Source organism: Neobacillus rhizosphaerae (genome assembly GCF_050477885.1).
In the GTDB taxonomy this organism is placed as follows: domain Bacteria; phylum Bacillota; class Bacilli; order Bacillales; family Cytobacillaceae; genus Neobacillus; species Neobacillus rhizosphaerae_A.
The window spans coordinates 1-18,704 of sequence record NZ_JBCNAC010000032.1; the positions used below are offsets into that span (position 1 = coordinate 1).

15 protein-coding genes and 1 tRNA gene are annotated in these 18,704 nt (G+C 40.2%); 14 read left to right on the plus strand and 2 right to left on the minus strand.

Annotated elements, in window-relative coordinates:
* Positions 1–159: 159 nt before the first annotated feature.
* A complete protein-coding gene (gene clpP / locus ABES03_RS04710) occupies positions 160–765 on the minus strand; it encodes an ATP-dependent Clp endopeptidase proteolytic subunit ClpP (protein WP_430115608.1) in 606 nt (201 codons plus the stop codon).
* Positions 766–972: 207 nt separating this feature from the next.
* On the opposite strand from clpP, the gene ABES03_RS04715 reads away from it, so the two are divergent.
* Positions 973–1,044: transfer RNA gene (locus ABES03_RS04715), tRNA-Arg, on the plus strand.
* Positions 1,045–1,352: 308 nt separating this feature from the next.
* On the opposite strand, the gene ABES03_RS04720 is transcribed toward ABES03_RS04715, so the two are convergent.
* Complete coding sequence (locus ABES03_RS04720) at positions 1,353–2,393, minus strand: LacI family DNA-binding transcriptional regulator (RefSeq protein WP_430115609.1); 1,041 nt, start codon at positions 2,391–2,393, stop codon at positions 1,353–1,355.
* A 350-nt stretch (positions 2,394–2,743) separates the two neighbouring features.
* Between ABES03_RS04720 and ABES03_RS04725 the strand changes: the two genes are divergently transcribed.
* From ABES03_RS04725 to ABES03_RS04785, 13 genes are all read left to right on the plus strand, one after another.
* Entirely contained in the window at positions 2,744–3,664 is a 921-nt protein-coding gene (locus tag ABES03_RS04725) for a DUF1861 family protein (RefSeq protein WP_430115611.1), read from the plus strand.
* Positions 3,664–4,755: an ABC transporter ATP-binding protein gene (locus tag ABES03_RS04730; protein ID WP_430115613.1), complete on the plus strand. Its 1,092-nt coding sequence runs from the start codon at positions 3,664–3,666 to the stop codon at positions 4,753–4,755. The genes ABES03_RS04725 and ABES03_RS04730 overlap by 1 nt, the downstream gene beginning before the upstream one ends.
* Complete coding sequence (locus ABES03_RS04735; RefSeq protein ID WP_430115615.1) at positions 4,745–5,431, plus strand: hypothetical protein; 687 nt, start codon at positions 4,745–4,747, stop codon at positions 5,429–5,431. Before ABES03_RS04730 ends, ABES03_RS04735 begins: the two co-directional genes overlap by 11 nt.
* The gene (locus ABES03_RS04740) at positions 5,428–6,717 is read left to right on the plus strand and encodes an ABC transporter substrate-binding protein (protein ID WP_430115616.1); all 1,290 of its coding nucleotides are present in this window, start codon (positions 5,428–5,430) and stop codon (positions 6,715–6,717) included. The genes ABES03_RS04735 and ABES03_RS04740 overlap by 4 nt, the downstream gene beginning before the upstream one ends.
* A gap of 143 nt (positions 6,718–6,860) precedes the next feature.
* Positions 6,861–7,787: a carbohydrate ABC transporter permease gene (locus ABES03_RS04745; RefSeq protein WP_430115617.1), complete on the plus strand. Its 927-nt coding sequence runs from the start codon at positions 6,861–6,863 to the stop codon at positions 7,785–7,787.
* On the plus strand, positions 7,771–8,640 hold the full coding sequence (locus ABES03_RS04750; protein ID WP_335532907.1) for a carbohydrate ABC transporter permease: 870 nt from the start codon (positions 7,771–7,773) through the stop codon (positions 8,638–8,640). Before ABES03_RS04745 ends, ABES03_RS04750 begins: the two co-directional genes overlap by 17 nt.
* A 29-nt stretch (positions 8,641–8,669) precedes the next feature.
* A complete protein-coding gene (locus tag ABES03_RS04755; RefSeq protein ID WP_430115620.1) occupies positions 8,670–10,661 on the plus strand; it encodes a hypothetical protein in 1,992 nt (663 codons plus the stop codon).
* Between the two features lie 252 nt (positions 10,662–10,913).
* Positions 10,914–12,278, plus strand: a complete 1,365-nt coding sequence (locus ABES03_RS04760) for a glycoside hydrolase family 1 protein (RefSeq protein WP_430115621.1) — start codon at positions 10,914–10,916, stop codon at positions 12,276–12,278.
* 22 nt (positions 12,279–12,300) lie between these two features.
* Positions 12,301–13,173: an ROK family protein gene (locus ABES03_RS04765; protein ID WP_430115622.1), complete on the plus strand. Its 873-nt coding sequence runs from the start codon at positions 12,301–12,303 to the stop codon at positions 13,171–13,173.
* Positions 13,174–13,198: 25 nt separating this feature from the next.
* Positions 13,199–14,263 (plus strand): BtaManbiosPhlase, encoded by a 1,065-nt coding sequence (locus ABES03_RS04770; protein WP_335532900.1) that lies wholly within the window; start codon positions 13,199–13,201, stop codon positions 14,261–14,263.
* 176 nt (positions 14,264–14,439) lie between these two features.
* On the plus strand, positions 14,440–15,834 hold the full coding sequence (locus tag ABES03_RS04775; RefSeq protein WP_430115624.1) for a hypothetical protein: 1,395 nt from the start codon (positions 14,440–14,442) through the stop codon (positions 15,832–15,834).
* Between the two features lie 198 nt (positions 15,835–16,032).
* Positions 16,033–17,664 (plus strand): glycoside hydrolase family 13 protein, encoded by a 1,632-nt coding sequence (locus tag ABES03_RS04780; RefSeq protein ID WP_430115625.1) that lies wholly within the window; start codon positions 16,033–16,035, stop codon positions 17,662–17,664.
* Positions 17,661–18,653, plus strand: a complete 993-nt coding sequence (locus ABES03_RS04785) for a zinc-dependent alcohol dehydrogenase family protein (protein ID WP_430115627.1) — start codon at positions 17,661–17,663, stop codon at positions 18,651–18,653. Before ABES03_RS04780 ends, ABES03_RS04785 begins: the two co-directional genes overlap by 4 nt.
* Positions 18,654–18,704: the final 51 nt, after the last annotated feature.

The following is an 18,704-nucleotide window of genomic DNA, read 5'->3' on the forward strand; positions in this document are numbered from 1 at the left end:
CCGAAGTGGGTGTTGGAAAGAGAAAAGGGTAACGTAGGAGGAGTCTGCGTGACCGAAGTAATGTTAGAAAGAGAATTGGTATGATAGGAACTGCTACATAGTCAAAACAGTTACAAATATATAAAAAAGCAACCGGCATTGCACCGATTGCTTAGGGATTTATTTCTTTTCTGCAGCATCAGTTGGCTTACGAGAAATGATGCTGTCAATTAGACCGTATTCTTTTGCTCTTTCAGCAGTCATGAAGTTATCACGGTCTGTATCTTTTTGAATGATTTCAAGAGGCTGGCCAGTGCGCTCTGCTAAAATGCCATTTAATTTTTCACGAAGGAAAAGGATGCGTTTTGCTGCGATTTCAATTTCAGTTGCCTGACCTTGAGCACCGCCAAGTGGTTGATGAATCATGACTTCCGCATTTGGAAGGGCAAAACGTTTGCCGTTTGCACCTGCTGCAAGAAGGAATGCACCCATAGATGCAGCCATACCGATACATACAGTTGAAACATCTGCTTTAATGTATTGCATTGTGTCATAAATAGCCATACCAGCTGTGATGCTTCCGCCTGGGCTGTTGATATAAAGGGTAATATCCTTTTCAGGATTTTCAGCTTCAAGGAATAATAATTGGGCAACAATGCTGTTAGCTACATGATCATCGATCGCGCTTCCAAGCATAATAATCCGATCTTTTAGTAGGCGTGAGTAAATATCATATGCTCTTTCGCCACGGTTTGTTTGTTCAATTACTGTAGGGATTAAATTCATGTTTCTTCCTCCTTTTGAATAGAAAGGTAAAAAATATTATGTATTGTTATCATACACTGGATGGTCAATAAAGGTCAAACGGTTTGACTTAAATTTGTTCGACAGCTTTCCCTAATTCATCATACCCACTTCACATATTTTTAAACCCATTCATTACTTGCAAAATACATAGTAATGGCATATAATATGTAAGTCGTTAATATATTTGCCCTCGTGGTGCAACGGATAGCACGTAAGATTCCGGTTCTTGAGATGTGGGTTCGATTCCTGCCGAGGGCGTACTGAAAATCAATGAGTTCCTATGTTTGTAGAGTTTTGTACAAACATAGGAACTTTTTTGTTTCGGTGCTTTTTTGGTTTCGTGTGCCACGCAACGAATAACGCACAATGGGAGGCATTTGGAAGATTGGCGAAGATTGCAGCGTCATCAACTATAAAAATACCCAGTACCAATTATAAGCATAAAATTTCATAAAACATTGCCCCATTTTAGGACATATCTTTTTTTCCCTGTATTTAACCTGTTTCCACTGCTCCGGCTTTCTACATATCCATTGCCATTGCACAAAATGCGTTTCCAAAATTTTCTACTGCACCTTTGCATTTTGTTTAGAAGCATGCGCTGTAGATTCGCGCATGATTAGCTTTGTAGGAAGGAGAATTTCTTGAATGGGTTCATTTTTATTTCCAATTCTCCAGCATAGTTGTTCTACTGCTTTTTTGCCAAAGTATTTTAGATCAATATCAACTGAGGAAATCTTCGGAACCGCAACTTGTGACATATGGCCGTTGTCAAAGCTGATTACGGAAACATCGTCCGGCACGGAGAGTGACTGTAGCTGCAATGAATACGTTGTCAAAAAACCTAATTGATCATTTGCGCAAAAGAAAGCTGTAGGTAAATTGTCCAGTCCATTTATGAACGCGTGTAAATTTTCGATGGTTTCAGATACATTGGTATACACGAATTCTTTCTTTACGTTTAGGTTGTACCTTTTTAATGCCAGTTCATAACCCTCCAGCCGTTCCCGGTAACTAGGGGAATAATCCACGTTTCCTATGAATCCAATCTCCCTGTGCCCAAGGCTGATTAAATGTTCAACAGCCTCGTAAGCTCCGAGTCTGTTATTCGTTAATACAGAGTCAGATTTTAATAGAGGTTCATGATGATCAATAAGAACGGTTGGAATCCCTAATTCAATTACTTTCTGAGTGTAATCAGTATTTATGTGGGACAAGATTAACAGACCGTCAATGTCATGGTTATTTAAAACGGAAGGCATGACAAAGTTTTCTATTGCTTCGTGATTTATGGATTCGGTATAGAAGTTAATGTCGCGGGCTTTTAACTCTTTTTCAATACTTAAATATATTTCCCCAAAAAAGTTTTTAAGAGAAAAGACGTAATCAGATGCAATCAAAGCAATATTTTTGATAGGAAAAGCCGGCTGTTTTTTACTTGCTGTATTCCTTGAGTATTTGTATCCAAGCTCCTCTGCCTTTTGCCTGATAATCTTTTCTGTCTGCTTGCTGACTCCCTGTTTGCCTGTAAGGGCCCGGGAGACAGTATTCTTTGTGATGCCTAAGGCATCTGCAATATCCTGCATTGTTACCTTCCCGTTTTTCATTTATTTCGCCGTCCCTTTATTTTTCTATATATATTGAATACTTATGAATCAAGTTTATTGTAACGTTACAAAAACACTTTTACAATAAAAAGTTTTAAATCCATCCTTAATTAAGGATTCCTTTGATTTAATAGGGTCAATACTCTATTACAAAAAAAGATATTGACATTACTGAAAGCGGATGCAATAATATTTTTGTAATTAAGTAACGTTATATTTTTCAAGATTGAAACGTTACTTTTTTGAAATACATACATGACAAATACTGAATCAAAAAAGGTGCTGCAAATCGTGTTTCCAGTGGTTTGTTTTCATGTATGTGTGATGTCAGAACGCAACGGAGGAATTCAATGGTAAAAACTGTTGATCAATTAGTAAACGAATATAGTGGGGAAAACATCCTTGCTACATACAAGCTAAAGTTCACCGGCGTGAACGGGTACGATGTTTACAATCCTACTAGTCCGTTTTTGGATAACGGTAAAAAGGTCTTGGCCGGTCGTGTTGAAAAACGAGACACCGAGAAATCCAAGGTTATGTTTTTTGAACAAATCAATGAAGATACATGGAAATTGATTGATAATCTGCCAACTTTTGACTTGCAGGATCCATATTTCACACTTATTGGGGGCAAATTAGTCCTTGGCGGCACTCAGGTGTTTGACCATCCTGATATTCCTGATGCTTTATGGTGGCGAGCTGAAAAATTGGTTGGAAATGATATCGATGGGTTGGAACATTTGGTATACGGGCCAAACGGAATGAAAGACATCCGTATTTGCGAAGTAAATAATAAAATTCTTGTGCTGACTCGGCCCCAGGGTGAAAAAGGCGGCAGGGGAAGAATAGGCTATTATTTTGCTGATAACCTGGCTGATATTACGGTTGAAAAAATTGAAGAAGCGCCATTGTTAGATCTTTGCATTAGTGAAGAGTGGGTTGGTAGTAATCAGGCAATGGTTCTGAAGAATGGCAAAGTTGGTGTGCTTGGCCATATTGCAAAGTTTGATGAAAATGGCGGCCGTCATTACTATCCGACAACCTTCTGCTTTGACCCAGAAACAGCGGAATATACAGATATGAAGATTATCTGCATGAGGGAATATTTAGATGAGGGAGAGTCGAAACGTCCCGATTTATACGATGTAATGTTCTCCGGAGGCATTGTTAGAAATGAAGATGGAACAGCTGAATTGTATACAGGGGTTGGAGACTGTGAAGTCCACTGTGTAAAAATTCAGGACCCGTTCTTGGAATATGAGGGAAAATAATGGGGAAATTGATTGAGTTTAAAAACCTGTGCGTTAAATACAAGAACAACGATGATTTAACAATCAAAGATATGAATATTGAAATCGAAGATGGTGAATTTATCGTATTTGTCGGCCCTTCAGGCTGCGGCAAAAGTACTACATTAAAGGTGCTGTCCGGCCTTGAAGATGTCCATTCTGGTGAAATTTATATTTCCGGCGAACTGGCAAATTATAAAGAACCGAAGGACCGCAATATTGCAATGGTGTTTCAGAACTACGCCTTATATCCTCATTTTTCTGTCCGCAAAAACATTGAAGTTGGACTGAAAAATGCGAAGCTGCCAAAAAGCGAAGTTCGGAAAAAAACAGATATTGTTGCAGAAAAGTTACATATTACAACAATACTTGATAAGTACCCGAAAGATTTAAGCGGCGGGCAGCAGCAGCGTGTAGCTTTGGCAAGGGCAATCATCCGTGACCCTCTGGTCTATATTTTTGATGAGCCTCTTAGTAATTTAGATGCGAAATTACGACATTCTACCCGTAACGAAATTATTTCAATGCACAGGGAACTGAAGAAAACTTTCTTCTATGTAACACATGATCAGGTTGAAGCAATGACGATGGCTGACCGGATCGTTGTTTTAAAGGATGGGGTTGTACAGCAAATTGATACTCCGAAAAATATTTTTTATAACCCATACAACCTTTTTGTCGCCCAATTCATTGGCAACCCGGAAATAAACACAATATCCGTTAAAGTGAAACCGGATGCAACGCTTGTGTTATCGGATGATTCTTCGATTAAGCTTGAGCATAGCAATAAAGATAATATCCTGAAACAAGAAGAAGTAATCTTATGTTTCAGGCCAGATGATGTTGAATATTCCAAAAACACCAGGGAAGGATTCCTTGAGGTTCAGGTAAAGAGCAAGGAAATGCTGGGGAACACGACTATAGTAAATGGGAAACTTGCAGGCCACGAAATAAACTTCGTTGTAAGGACTTCTGATTTTGAAGGTGATGAAGAGGTTTACTATATTCAGATTGATACCAAAAAATGCTTGTTCTTTGATCCTGTAAGCGAGAAGAATATTAATGTCAACTAGAATTATTTATAGAAAAAGTGTGCAGATATTTCTGTTGATAATGGGAATAACACTAATCTTCTTGGCGAATTATTTGGACGTTTCATTAAATCAACAACATGTCTTAAAACAATTCCAAATCATTTTTGAAAACAAGAAGATGATTGGAACTGAGCCGGGTGTTTATAAGATACCTGGAACAGATTTTTTGGCTGGCGTTGATTATGCTCCAAAAATGAAAAATGGAATTAACTTTTCGAAAAATGATTTCACTATTTTTGTAAATGGTTACAAGACCAAGAAGACTTATGCAGAAATAAAAGCTGAAAACAGGGATGATGTTTATACGAACTACCTTGTTTACAGATATTCTTCATATTTAACTCCTACTTTAATTTTTTATGTTTTGATCAGTTCGATACTAAAGTATACCGTCGTGTTTGGAGTTTTATATCTTATTATTACAATGTACGAATATTTGCTGTTTAGATCTGGTATCACCCAAGGTTATAGCTATTTTAAACGCAGCGTAAAATTCAAGTTTTGCATTGCCGCAATGTTTGTAAGCGCTCTTTTTTATTCGTATGGCTCATTCATTATTAAGGATTCTAGCCTTATAGAAATGCTCGCCATATTGATAGGAAGTGCGTTAATCATCATCCAAATAAAAATCCATAAAAGGGGATTAATCACGTGAAAAAGATCATAGCAATTTGCTCTATCCTATTTGTTATGTCTTCAATGATATTGATGGGATGTTCTTCTAATAACTCAAGTTCAACTAAAAGTAATGGCGTTGTCAAATTAAAAATGGCTACTTGGGCTGGTGGCGATGAGTTAAAACAAATGCAGTCCATTGTTGACAAGGTAAATAAAGCCCACAAAGATTCTTATCAAGTAACACTTGTTTCCATTCCGGATAACTACTATATGAAGGTACAAACCCAATTATCAGCAGGTAATGCCCCTGATTTATTGTGGATGTCCCAGGAGCAAATCAAGCCATTTATTTTGAATGGCGCATTAACTCCTATTGACAAGTACTATAAAAATTCCGATATCTCCAAAATTGGGATTAACGATCAATTGATGGGTGCTGTAACCGATAACGGAAAAACCTACGGATTACCTTGGATTGCGAACCCAGTAATCATGTACTACAACAAAAACATTGTTGATGCTGCTGACCAGGCTACATTGGAAGCGACTGCACAAGGGAAATATATTACTTGGGATCAATTCCAAACAATGGCTAAAAAGTACACTGATATTAAAAACGGCAAGTACGGTACCGTCATTAATGGTTCTCCGGCCATGGAAAACTTCATTTGGTCTTATGGCGGAGAAATTCAAAAGAAAGATGGAACGGTTGCGTTTGATTCACCTCAATCCATTGCCGGTATCCAGAAATTGACTGACTTTGTTGTGAATGACCCAATTTCTCCAAATCAGGATGTTGTAAACAAAGTTGGTTATGGTGAAACATTCCAGCAAGGAAATACTGCGTTCGTTTTTGGAGGAGTAGCAGATAATATGGAATTGATTTCTGGCAAGCCAGTTCCGTTTAAAGTTGGCTATGCTGTAGCACCAAACGGTGGAACCCCGGCTACTTTCAACTGGTCTGCATCTACTGTTATTACAAAAGATTGTAAAAATCCGGAAGTTGCTTTTAATGCTATGAGTGATCTGACTCAGGAATTCTGGAAATGGAAATCAGTTCCTCCTGTAAAAGATATTACACAACTTAGTTATGCGGATTATACTGATTACCTGAAAAAGAATTCACCACAGAAAGCTGATATGGCTGGAGCATTAAATGAATCAATGAAAATTGCTCGTATCGATAACTATGGCAAGAATACTGCTGCTGTCCAAACTGCACAATGGGAGCAAATTTACAGCCAAATTCTTAGTGCTGCAGTTACAGGCAAAAAGGTTAATGTGCACAAACTGGTTGAAAATGCCATGGCAAAAGTGAAATAAGCAAAAGTGAAAAATAGTGATCTTATCCCCAAAGTTTGAAGAAAACTTTGGGGATACTTCAAAAAACAGCATATGCTCGGACACTTGTGTTAATAAGATATAGAACTGCAAGCACGACGACGGGTTTAAGGTGGTAGAAAAATTTGGATGCCAAAGAGATTAAGAGAATACAAAAAAGAAAAAAGTACAAAGGGATCGGCTTCGTTTTGCCTTGGCTTTTTGGCTTTACGATATTTGCATTGCTTCCTTCAATTTATAGTTTTTACATGTCCCTTACTGACTGGGGATTGGTAGGCCCAAATGAAGGGTTTATTGGCTTTCGGAATTATGTTACCGCTTTTCAATCAAGCGATTTTTGGAATTCGCTTTCTGTTACAGTGAGATTTGTCATATGGGCAGTTCCGCTTGGAATGGCAGCTTCCCTGACATCGGCCTTAATCTTGAATTCCAATGTAAAAGGTGTCAGTATTTTCAGGGGCTTGAACTACGTTCCTACCTTGGCGTCTGGCGTAGCAATTGCTGTTATGTGGGGCTGGATTTTCTCTCCTCATGGAGGTTTATTGAACATGATCATTGGCGTATTCGGATTCCATGGCGCATGGTTATTCGACCCTAAATTAGTAGTACCTTCCTATATAATCATGGCGGTTTGGGGAGCTTTCTCCGGATTCCTGACATACCTGGTTGCAATAAAGGAAGTACCGCGGTCATTAATAGAATCTTCAAGAATTCTCGGAATGGGATACTTTGAAAGGCTATTCAAGGTAACAATTCCTTTGATGCGGCCTATCCTAATCTATAACTTTATCATGGCGATTATTGGCGGATTCAGAAAATTCTCGGACGCTTATGTGTTAGGCGGAGCAGGGGATTCCGGGAAATTCTATATGGTCTATTTTTATCAGCAGGCATTTGGCAATTTCAGAATGGGCTACGCTGTTGCATTAGCCTGGATCTTGTTCGTCATCGTTATGTCCTTAATGTTAATTGTCTATAAAAGAACACCTTTCTGGGAGTATTATTCTGGAATGAAGAAAAAGAAGGTGAAGAAGCATGTCAGAAAAGCATAAGTTTTATTTTAAAAAATATGGGGGCAAAACAGTTACATATCTCCTGCTTATATTCGTAGCTATGTTATTGGCAGTACCTTTTGCCTGGACATTGTTTTCATCCCTTAAACCACAGGCTGAAAACATTTCTACCACCTTTACATTATTGCCAAAGGGAAGTATAGCGGATTGGGACTGGCATAATTACAAGGTTGCCGTTGACCAGCTGAATTTTTTTCAGGGATTTAAAAATACACTGACAGTCGCAATCCCAGCCGTGGTATTTGGCGTGTTTTCGTCCGCATTTGTCGCATATGGGTTTGCAAGGTTTAATTTTAAATACAAGCAGGTCATTTTCTTGATCCTATTGGCATCGCTGATGATTCCTTTTGAAATCACCATGATTCCAATGTATGTTGTCTATTCAAAAATCGGCTGGATCAACACGTATCTACCTATGATTGTGCCTTCAATGTTTGGTGCATCCGAATATATTTTCTTTTTGACGATGTACTTCATTGCCATTCCAAGGGAACTAGTGTCATCTGCAAGGGTTGACGGGTTCTCGGATTTTGAAATATGGTACAAGATTTTTCTTCCGGTCAGTAAGCCGGCGCTGATTGTGGTTGGTATATGGTCTTTCCAGGGGACATGGAACGACTTGCTCGGGCCGCTGATCTGGTTGACGGATTCGAATAAATTCACGCTGCAGCAATCATTGGCAGCGTTAAATAGCGCAACTATGTCACCGCCGATTGAACTTGGCGTAAAAATGGCTTCGACCATTCTTATTACTTTGCCGGTATTGATTGTATTCTTGTTTACTCAGAAATACATTCTTGATACCTCGAAGTCAGAAGGAATAAAAGGATAATTTAGAACTTCATGGAGATAGGGGCCATCATGCGGAATATTACTAGTAGTTTTGAGACAGTTGTAAACATCTCTACCCTGGATCATGCGTATAATGAAAGCTTTGTTATCCATCAGTTGCAAAGCGGTACGTATTTTTCGGAATGCCTGCAGCTGAATATTGATTATCGGTATCACATCAACACTGTAGATGGAGTTTCAAAGATTTCGTTCATCCTTGTGCAAAATTGTATCCAAAAGGTGAATGTTTCTTTTTCACATCGTATTTCCTTTAAAAATGAAGAATTTTTCACATTTAATACCGATAAATTTACAAACGGCATTGTAACTGATGAATTTTTCTATATAGGGAATCACGATAGTGTAAATACACTGGTTTTCCCAGGAATTCCCTATAAAAATAGATTCACACGCGTATCGAGGAAAAGGAATCCATATAATCGCGGGGGCTTTACAAAGAGAAGCGTTTTTAAGGACCTGGAATTGATCAGGCTTTCCGGAAACGAAGTCAGCCTGAACTATGGTTACAGCTATGATTTTGTCAATTATAAAAAGCTCGAAGACGTACAATTCGAACTTAATAAGTTTTGCAGGATTGATTCAGGCTTTTATCGGATTGTTGTCGAGAACAATACAGATGATGAAATCTCATTTGAGTTAAACGATGTTAAGAATGAAATTTACGAACTTCAGTACATGACGGTAAAGCCGCATTCCAAATTAGCGGATTTCTTCCAAATCGGTTCAACGAATCAGTACATATTCAATTTTTCGTCAGAAGAGGCCAATGTCTCCTTCGAAAAGATTGAACCGAAAATGGGAAATCATATTACGTTAAAACAAGCCGAACCTTATGAAAATGAGATTCTGATTGTGGAAGCCGACTTTGAAAATAACAAAAGAAATAACAGATATTATCCACAAATTCACTTCAATCATTTGATTGATTTTGTGGAATTTGATGAGACAAACGAGTATGAGAAATTATTTTATGCCTCTGTGTTCGTAAACATTCTGGATGACAATCTCTGTGTCCCGAATGTTAACTATTCTCCTGACATGTATGCAAGGGACACGTTTTGGACCATTGTTTCACTGAATGATCAACGACTGAATGAAGTGTTTTTATCAGAGTTTTTAAACACACAGGGCCCAAACGGTGTAATCGGTACAATCATTACGCCTGATATGGGAAGTGTGGAAAAGAAAAATAACGAAGCAGCCATGGAGCTACTGTGGTGGCATCTTTTGAACAAAAGAAGAGGCTACTGCGGTATCGCAAAAGAGAAACTTAATCGGCTGGTTGATTACGTATTCAATTTTGATAAGCAAAAAACAGGTGAATGCTTTGCGGAATTTGTGCTAGGCCAGAATGATGTGATTGACTTCCGTGGCAATCCTTCGAACCGGCTGGCCGTAAATCAAGGAATGTATGCTGTAACGTTAAAAGTAATCAAAGAGTTGGGGTATGAAGTTCCTGACGATCTGATTAAGAATGCTGTGGACTATTACCGGGCTTATTATGACCCTGAACTCGGATACATCATCAGCGACAGGGCTTTTCCAAAGGTCGTCACGTATTGCGACCTGCTGCCTGAGTTCGTCTCCCTATGGCTATTTGGAGAAAAAATGCTAACAGATGAAATCGTCATCAATACGCTTGATAAACTTCCCCATGTCAATGGCATTGGCCGCTTAATTGCTGATGTTGAAAAAGGGACCTTCGACGGAAGTTACCACCATTGGAATGAGTGGGAATGGTTTGAACCTGGCTATTATTACAATGGTGGCAGCTGGATGAGAGAGGAAATCTGCGCCTATTACGCAGGGTATGTGCATGGTTGGAAGGATGCCCGGGCACGATTTGAAAACAGGGTATACCAGGAATTCAACTTCTTCAAGGATGAACCTTTCAGTCATGAACATTTGAATATGGCCGGCATCGAACGTTCAACGAAAGCGACCTATGTGTTCTGCTGGAACGTGTTCTATGTAATTGTAAAAGAACTATTTGATCGTTAACATTCTTGTCTTTTAAAGACGGATTACTCACTGGATTGCAAGTATAAATGACGTACATTCCCGTAAAGTTATTAGTTTGGCTATGGCAATGTCCAATTATTTAATGAAAAACCATGAGCATGATACCCCCAGTGATGAAAGGATTTTGGCTTGTTTGGAAGGGGATATCTGAGGGCTCGTGGTTTTTTTGATGAAGGGTACGTTTGTTGCTTGTGAAAAGGCAAATATAAATATTTTGGGGGTTGCGGGATTGTGAAGATTCAGTTTCCTTGGGAGTTCAGTTTTGGCGCTGCGACAAGCGGTCCGCAAACTGAGGGAGCCAGTGACAAAAAGGTTGAATCTATTTGGGATTATTGGTATAGAACGCAGCCAGAGGTTTTTCATAATCAAGTCGGAAATAATCCTGCCTGCAATACCTATTATGAGTACATGCAAGATGTTGAATTGATGAAAGAATGCAGGTTGAATTCGTTCCGGACGTCAATTCAATGGAGCCGTATTTTTAAGGACCCTCTTACGCTTTCGATAAATGAGGATGGCGTTTCTTTTTATCGGAATTATTTTAAAGCGATAAAAGAGGCCAATATTGACTTGTATGTGAATTTGTTTCATTTTGATTTGCCGTTTGTTTTGGAAGATGAATATGGCGGCTGGTTAAGCGATAAAGTGGTGGACTTATATGTTGAATTCGCCAAAGCATGCTTTCAATTGTTTGATGAGTTCGTCGATAAATGGATTACCTTCAATGAGCCGATTGCATTTACTCGGAGCGCCTATTTTTACAATGATATTTATCCGTGCCATAAAGGTACGCAGGCATATGTGACAGCAAACAATAACATCTTGAAAGCACACATGCTGGCAGTAAGTTTCTATAAAAAGAATTATTGCAAAGAGATTGGGATTGTCCTGGATCTTTTACCGCCGATCATTTGCTCAAAAGAGGATCAGTACGCTGGACTGGTTTACGATGTTTTCATCAATAAAATATTCCTGGATCCTTGTATCAAACATGAATACAACAAGGATTACCTAGAGATTCTTAAGAAACATGAAATGGACATTCAGCCCATTACTGAATTTCATCCGATTGATTTTGTGGGGATTAATTACTATCAGCCAGTTTATGTGAGAAAACAGGGCGATTATCGTGAAAGCGGATTTTACCCTTGGTATTATTTTGAAACCTATATTCCTGAAGGTGTAAGAATCAACGAATATCGCGGTTGGGCAATTGAACCGAGAGTTGTTTATGACATTGCAAAAACAATCCAAAATGAGTACGGAAACATAAAGTGGTACTTGTCAGAAAACGGCATGGGTGTCGAAAATGAAGAAAAGTTCCTAAAGGATGGCATGATTCAGGATGACTACCGGACCGAGTTTATAAAAGAACATCTATATTATCTGGCAAAAGCAGTCGAAGAAGGCAGCAACTGTTTCGGGTACCATTTATGGACTTTTATAGATTGTTTTAGCTGGAAGAACACTTTCAAAAATCGGTATGGATTGGTTTCACTAAACCTGCAAACCAGAGAAAAGAAATTGAAAAAGAACGCCTTTTTTTATCGTGACTTAGCCGTAAATAAATTTTTCATTGGGCCTAGTTATGTATAGTGGCATGGAAAGAGGGGTTACGGTGAATTCCAATTATTTGGCGATAGATATTGGCGGAAGCTGTATTAAATGGGGAATTCTGGACCGGAATGGCACAATCTATGAGAAGGGGAAACTGGCAGTCAACGGAACAGATTTTGCAGGTTTTTATGAAGGAATCCGCACGTTAATTTTAAAAAGCGGCTGCAGGAAAATAGGTATCTCGTCTCCTGGGACAATTGACAGGCAAACCAAAACAATTTCAGGTTCGGTATCGGTTCCCTGCATTAAAGAAGGGAATTGGGTAACGAGACTCGAACGTGAATTGGGGGTTAGCTGCAGCATTGAGAATGACGCCAATTGTGCAACCCTTGCCGAAATGTGGATTGGGAATGCAAGAGGGTACAAGGATTTTTTAAATATTGTTATAGGTACCGGAATTGGGTCAACATTGGTTATGAATAATAAAATTTTCCGCGGGGCGAACCTGTATGGTTCTGAACTTGGATATTTGATTAGAAATATTGACGGGAAATTTTATTACGAAAGTGAATTTACCTCAACCAAGGCGCTAGTAGACCGTATCAGCCCCATTGTGCCGGTAAAAAACGGATTGGAAGTTTTTCAGTACCTTGATCATCCTCTCGTTTTGGCAGAATACGAAAATTTCATTAATGATTTGGCAATCTTATTTTACAATGCTGTTCATATGTATGACCCTGAAATTGTGCTTGTCGGTGGAGCCATCTCGACAAACAAAAGACTGATAGAAGACTTAAAGAATAGATATGAAGAGATTAGAAGAGAAGTAGGCATGAGCAGTATTAAAATTAATCTGAATACATGCCGTTTTTATAATGATTCGAATTTAATTGGGGCTGTTTATCATTTCATCAATGAATTTGAAGTCCATTAATTTTTGATGATAGAAGGAGAATAATATGAAAGTTTACAGATATGAGGAAAACCCATTGGTGACACCGGCCGATGTGAAGCCGTTTCATCCTGGCTTTGAGGTCATCGGTGCTTTTAATGCTGGAATTGCAAAATTTAATGATGAAGTAATCATGCTGCTTCGTGTGGCTGAGAGGCCAATAAGCAGAGACCCTGCGGTTGTAAAGTCTCCGATTTATAATCCAAAAACAAAAGAACTGGAAATTGTTGAGTTTGATTTACATGATCCCACATATGATTTCTCAGACTCGCGGTTCTTTCGTGAAGTAGACAGTTCAGCCGGTTTTAGCCATTTAACCTCACTATCTTACTTACGGATTGCCAGAAGTAAAGACGGCCATCATTTCACAATTGATGAAAAACCATTCATTTATCCTTCAACCGAATTAGAAACGTTTGGTTTGGAAGATGCAAGAATTACGCAAATTGAAGATGTATACTATATCTACTTTACAGCGGTTTCTCCGGTTGGTGTTGGGGAGTCAATGGTCTCGACAAAGGATTTTGTCAGTTATGAGCATCATGGAATGATTTTTGCACCGGAAAATAAGGATGCGTTAATTTTCCCGGAAAAGATTAATGGAAAATACTATGCAATGCACCGCCCAACGTTAAAGAGTATCGGCAACCCCGAAATCTGGATTTCAGAATCAACAAATCTATTACATTGGGGAAATCATAAACACTTAATGGGATTAAGAGAAGGAATGTGGGACTCCGGGCGGATTGGCGGCGGAGCAGTGCCATTCAAAACGGATAAGGGATGGTTGGAGATCTATCACGGGGCTACATCAGATCACCGCTATTGTTTGGGAGCTGTACTCCTTGATTTGAACGACCCGGCAAAAGTAATCGCAAGATCCAGTGAACCTATTCTTGAGCCGGAAGCTGAGTATGAGGAGACTGGTTTCTTTGGCGGAGTTGTATTTACTTGTGGTGCTTTAGTTGAAGGGGATGTTGTCAAGCTGTATTACGGTGCAGCGGATACATCTATGGCATGCGCTGAGTTAAGTCTTAAAGAAATCCTGGAATCACTGACTTATTTAGAGTAACTGCTTCAGAACCTTCCAGTAACAAAACTCGCCTGACCGTTATTGTCTGCGGGTTTTGTTTGTTTTGGGCGGACAATAATTATAAATGCCATCACAGCAAAGCTCCGACATTACCTATAGTGTAATGGTAAACCGGGGTGCCATACCGATAATTATTTTAATAAAGGGGGATTACAATGGCAGACCAATCAGCTATGTCAGAATTGAAGTTATTCCCGGATGTTCCGCGGCATGTTCCATTGAATTGGAGTATGATTGCAGACCGGTTTGATACGTACATAATGGATGAGAAGAACGGGGTAAGGTTTACGGACAAAGAGGGTTTTCATCGATTTGGCGCGTTCGTTGAAGATGGCGGCCATGAACTGATCACATTTGGCGGGATTATTTTAGGCAAAATCCTGCGTGGGGAATCAGCCGCTAATTTCCTGCCTACCCTTGGTACTTATTTTTCTTTGGAAAATGCAATATTCATGAACCACCCCGGCAATCGTCGTGAGGAATATTGGTATTTGATGCTGGTAAACTGTTATGCCTTCGAAATAATAAGGAAATCGCATCCTTCAACTCTGGATTATGTAAATATGATGAAGCAAAGCTTGGAAACACTTTTGCGTATTGCAAAAGCGAATAACTATGACTTTAATGACCAGGGATTCGATTTTGCTGCTGAAGCCCCGTTTACAAACAAGGATTCCTACAGGCAGCCTGATACAATCGGCGCCTATTCGTATTTAATGCTTGTTGGTTATGAACAGTTCAAGGACTCTAAGTATTTAAACGAAGCGGTAAAAGCAATGGGGTATTATCAATCTTTCAAAAATAACCCATGGTATGAAATCCCAAGTGGTGCCATGGCATGCCAAGCTGCAGCAAAATTAAACAGTATGGGCTTTTCATTCGATTTGGCTAAAATCATTGGCTTTACTTTTGACAGTGAGCAAGGGCCGATGCATACAGGAAAATGGGGAGATGCTGAAGTAAACGGCCTAATGAGGGGATGGAGGGGATATTCCCGAGAGGAAGCTTCCCAAACAGCCTACAGCCTTGAAAGTTTCATTCTTTTGCCTTTTTTGCTGCCTGTCGTTTCCTACGTCAGTAAAGACATAGGAAGGCTGATTGCAAAATATGCCCTTCATGCGGCTGTAAACGGGAGGTTGTTTTTTGGAGATCTTTTAAGACCAGAGGCGCAAAGCCGGCCAGAACTGCCGCCGGATGTCCCGTATGAAACCTTGCATTGTGACAAAGCCGGTCAAAAACCATATGCATTCGGGGATTTTCATACACATAAGTCCGTTTATGGCGGCGCGTTGACTTTATGGTGGGCCGCACTAGTCGAGCCTTCCGGGCAGCCTTTCATCCTGAAGCTTAATCTTTCAAAAACGGACTTTCTCAATCCGGGAAAACCGGCTTTTTACTTGTTTTATAATCCTATGGCGGAACCTAAAGAGGTAACCTTGAATGAAAATACTACATTATATGACGTGTATGAACAAGGATATGTAAGTTCAGGAACAATCGTGATACCCGCTGGTGATGTAAAGATTATTTGTGAAATGGCAAAAAAATAACGTAATTGAGGATATGTATAAGGATTATGATATTTAAAGTAACGTTACTTGTTTCTTTCGCTTACCTTCCTTGTTAATTCTAATAATCTAGTAAATATGAACTCTGAAAAATATGTTGGCTATGAAAATTTGTAATGTGAAAATATAGTTACTATTAGTTTGTGTAACTTATTTGTAACGTTGGAGGTGAGACCAATTATGAACCATGCGTGGTGGAAGAAGGCAGTTTTTTATGAAATATATGTCCCAAGCTTTAAAGATGGCAACGGGGATGGGGTTGGGGATTTTTCCGGCATCACCTCGAAGCTTGATTATCTGAAGGAACTAGGGATTGACGGTCTTTGGCTTACTCCGTTTTATCCATCACCTAAAGTCGATAACGGCTATGACATTTCGGATTATTTCGGAATCGATCCTTCCTACGGAACAATGGAAGAGTTCGAGAGTTTTCTTATTGAAGCTCACAAGCGCGGGATCAGGGTCATTGCCGACCTGGTCTTAAACCATACTTCCTCAGAACACCAATGGTTCAAGGAATCAAGGTCCTCCAGGGATAACCCAAAACGCGATTGGTATATTTGGAAGGACCAGCCTAACAATTGGGAATCATTCTTTAGCGGGCCGGCCTGGGAATTTGATGAAGCGACAGACCAATATTATTATCACGCTTTTGCGAAGGAACAGGTTTACCTGAACTGGGCCAACCCCGAGCTCAGACAGGTGATGTTCAATGTGATGAGGTTTTGGCTGGAAAAAGGCGTTGATGGATTCCGCCTGGACGTCATAAATTTCCTGAAAGTACAAGATTCATTTCCGAATAATCCTTACGACCATGACAAAAAAGAACAAATCCATCTCCATGATAAAGACCAGGAAGGCATCACTTCGGTAATTCGTGAAATTTCCGAAGTGATCCACCAATACCCGGACAAATTCATAGTCGGTGAAGTCGGTTCTGAGGAGATAGACATCCTGAAAAACTATTTAGGTACGGGTAAGCTTGATGTAGCCTTTAACTTCAATATAGGGAGCATCGGCACATTTGATGTGGAGCAGCTATACAGTGAGTTGCTTGCTACGGAAGAAGCATATGGCCTTGACCAAAATGCAACTCTTTTCTTTTCAAGCCATGATATGCCCCGCTTTATTTCACGCTTTGGAGGCGACAATGAACGGGCCAAGCTGTTTGCGGCGCTCATGCTAACGGCAAAAGGAGTTCCTTTCATTTACCAGGGAGATGTTATCGGCATGCAGGACTGGCTTCCTGCAACACTTGATGCTATGCGGGATGTCCAGGGAAAGCTCGTGTATGAAAAGTCAATGAATGATGGATTGCCGCGCGAAGAGGCGTTTAAAAAGGCTGTTGAAGGCTGCCGGGATAAGTCGCGGACTCCGATGCAGTGGGACTCCTCGCTGTATGCTGGATTTTCTGAATCGGAGCCGTGGATTACCATTCCAAGTAACAGTGTAACGGTAAATGTAGAAAACCAGATGAATGATCCTGATTCCATGCTTTCTTTCTATCATTCTTTACTCAAGCTTCGTAAACACCATCGGTCATTGCAAAGCGGAGAGTATGAAATTTTGCAAAAGCAGGACGACATGATTTTCTTCACTCGAAGTGCAGGGCAGGAAAGGGTGCTGGTTGCCCTAAACTTCTCCAGTGAAGACAAAACTATCGATGTTCAAACTGACAGATATGCCCTGCTGCTTTCCAATAAGAGAACATCTCTTATAAATGGAAACAGGTTAGAGGTTATGCCCAATGAAACAATGATTTTGCTTAAAAGTGAAGAAAAAATCAATAGTGGAGAGGTTCATGTATCATGAAAGCAGCTGTTTTACAAAGCATAAAAGCGTTGGGTGTGGTCAATGTCCCCATGCCCGAACCATCCCGGCAGGAAGTATTGATTAAAGTGAGGAGCTGTGGAATCTGCGGAACCGACCAGCATATTTACCATGGCCATCCGGGTTCGGCAGCGGTTAGCTTCCCAATCGTCCTGGGCCATGAATTGGCAGGGGAGGTCGTGAAAGTGGGCGAAGGCGTAACAAACCTGAAAGAAGGCGACCGCGTATCAGTCGACCCTAATATCTACTGCGGGACCTGTAAATATTGCCGGAGCAATCGGGCACATTTGTGCGAAAACCTCCAGGCTGTAGGTGTCACGAGGGATGGCGGCATGGGTGAGTATTGTACCGCACCGGAGGCGAATTGTTATCGCATCCCTGATTCCATTACCTTTGAGGAGGCTGCCCTTGTTGAGCCACTGGGCTGTGTACTGCACGGTTTCAGGAAACTTCAGCTTTCCCCATTAAGCAGGGTGCTGATCATCGGCGGGGGGTTCATAGGTCAGCTATTCCTTCAACTGGTAAAGGGGCAGAATGTCGAGTCCATCACAGTCAGTGAGCCAGCGGAAAACAAAAAATCCAGGCTTTATAAGCTCGGTGCCGACAAAGTGGTCAATCCGATGGATGCGCTGCACATTGAAGCGGATGTTGTCCTTGAATGTGTAGGCAGGAAGGAGAGCATGCAGTTTGCTTTTGCTGCGGCGGCGAAAGGCGGACAGGTATTGCTGTTTGGCGTTTCCTCGCCTGAAACTTCGATTTCGGTCTCCCCTTTTGAAATTTTTTCAAAGGAATTAATCATAAAAGGCTCATTCGTAAATCCATACACCCATGAAGAAGCCATTTCATTGATTGCCAAAAAAGCTGTAGATGTCAAAAGCCTTATTTCGCATCGGGTTAATATGGAAGAACTGCCTGGCATTATGGCTGACTATCCAAAGCTGAGTGTTTTAAAAGCCGTAGTAACGTACTAACAACGGGGGCTGCATAACATGCGGCCCTCATTTTTTAAGGGAGATTAACAG

What these genes read in the sequence shown, in the direction of transcription:
- ABES03_RS04775 (WP_430115624.1), top strand. Translation starts at nt 14,440, where the DNA reads ATGGCAGACCAATCAGCTATGTCAGAATTGAAGTTATTCCCGGATGTT.
- ABES03_RS04770 (WP_335532900.1), top strand. Translation starts at nt 13,199, where the DNA reads ATGAAAGTTTACAGATATGAGGAAAACCCATTGGTGACACCGGCCGAT.
- ABES03_RS04785 (WP_430115627.1), top strand. Translation starts at nt 17,661, where the DNA reads ATGAAAGCAGCTGTTTTACAAAGCATAAAAGCGTTGGGTGTGGTCAAT.
- ABES03_RS04735 (WP_430115615.1), top strand. Translation starts at nt 4,745, where the DNA reads ATGTCAACTAGAATTATTTATAGAAAAAGTGTGCAGATATTTCTGTTG.
- ABES03_RS04780 (WP_430115625.1), top strand. Translation starts at nt 16,033, where the DNA reads ATGAACCATGCGTGGTGGAAGAAGGCAGTTTTTTATGAAATATATGTC.
- ABES03_RS04725 (WP_430115611.1), top strand. Translation starts at nt 2,744, where the DNA reads ATGGTAAAAACTGTTGATCAATTAGTAAACGAATATAGTGGGGAAAAC.
- clpP (WP_430115608.1), bottom strand. Translation starts at nt 765, where the DNA reads ATGAATTTAATCCCTACAGTAATTGAACAAACAAACCGTGGCGAAAGA.
- ABES03_RS04730 (WP_430115613.1), top strand. Translation starts at nt 3,664, where the DNA reads ATGGGGAAATTGATTGAGTTTAAAAACCTGTGCGTTAAATACAAGAAC.
- ABES03_RS04750 (WP_335532907.1), top strand. Translation starts at nt 7,771, where the DNA reads ATGTCAGAAAAGCATAAGTTTTATTTTAAAAAATATGGGGGCAAAACA.
- ABES03_RS04720 (WP_430115609.1), bottom strand. Translation starts at nt 2,393, where the DNA reads ATGAAAAACGGGAAGGTAACAATGCAGGATATTGCAGATGCCTTAGGC.
- ABES03_RS04755 (WP_430115620.1), top strand. Translation starts at nt 8,670, where the DNA reads ATGCGGAATATTACTAGTAGTTTTGAGACAGTTGTAAACATCTCTACC.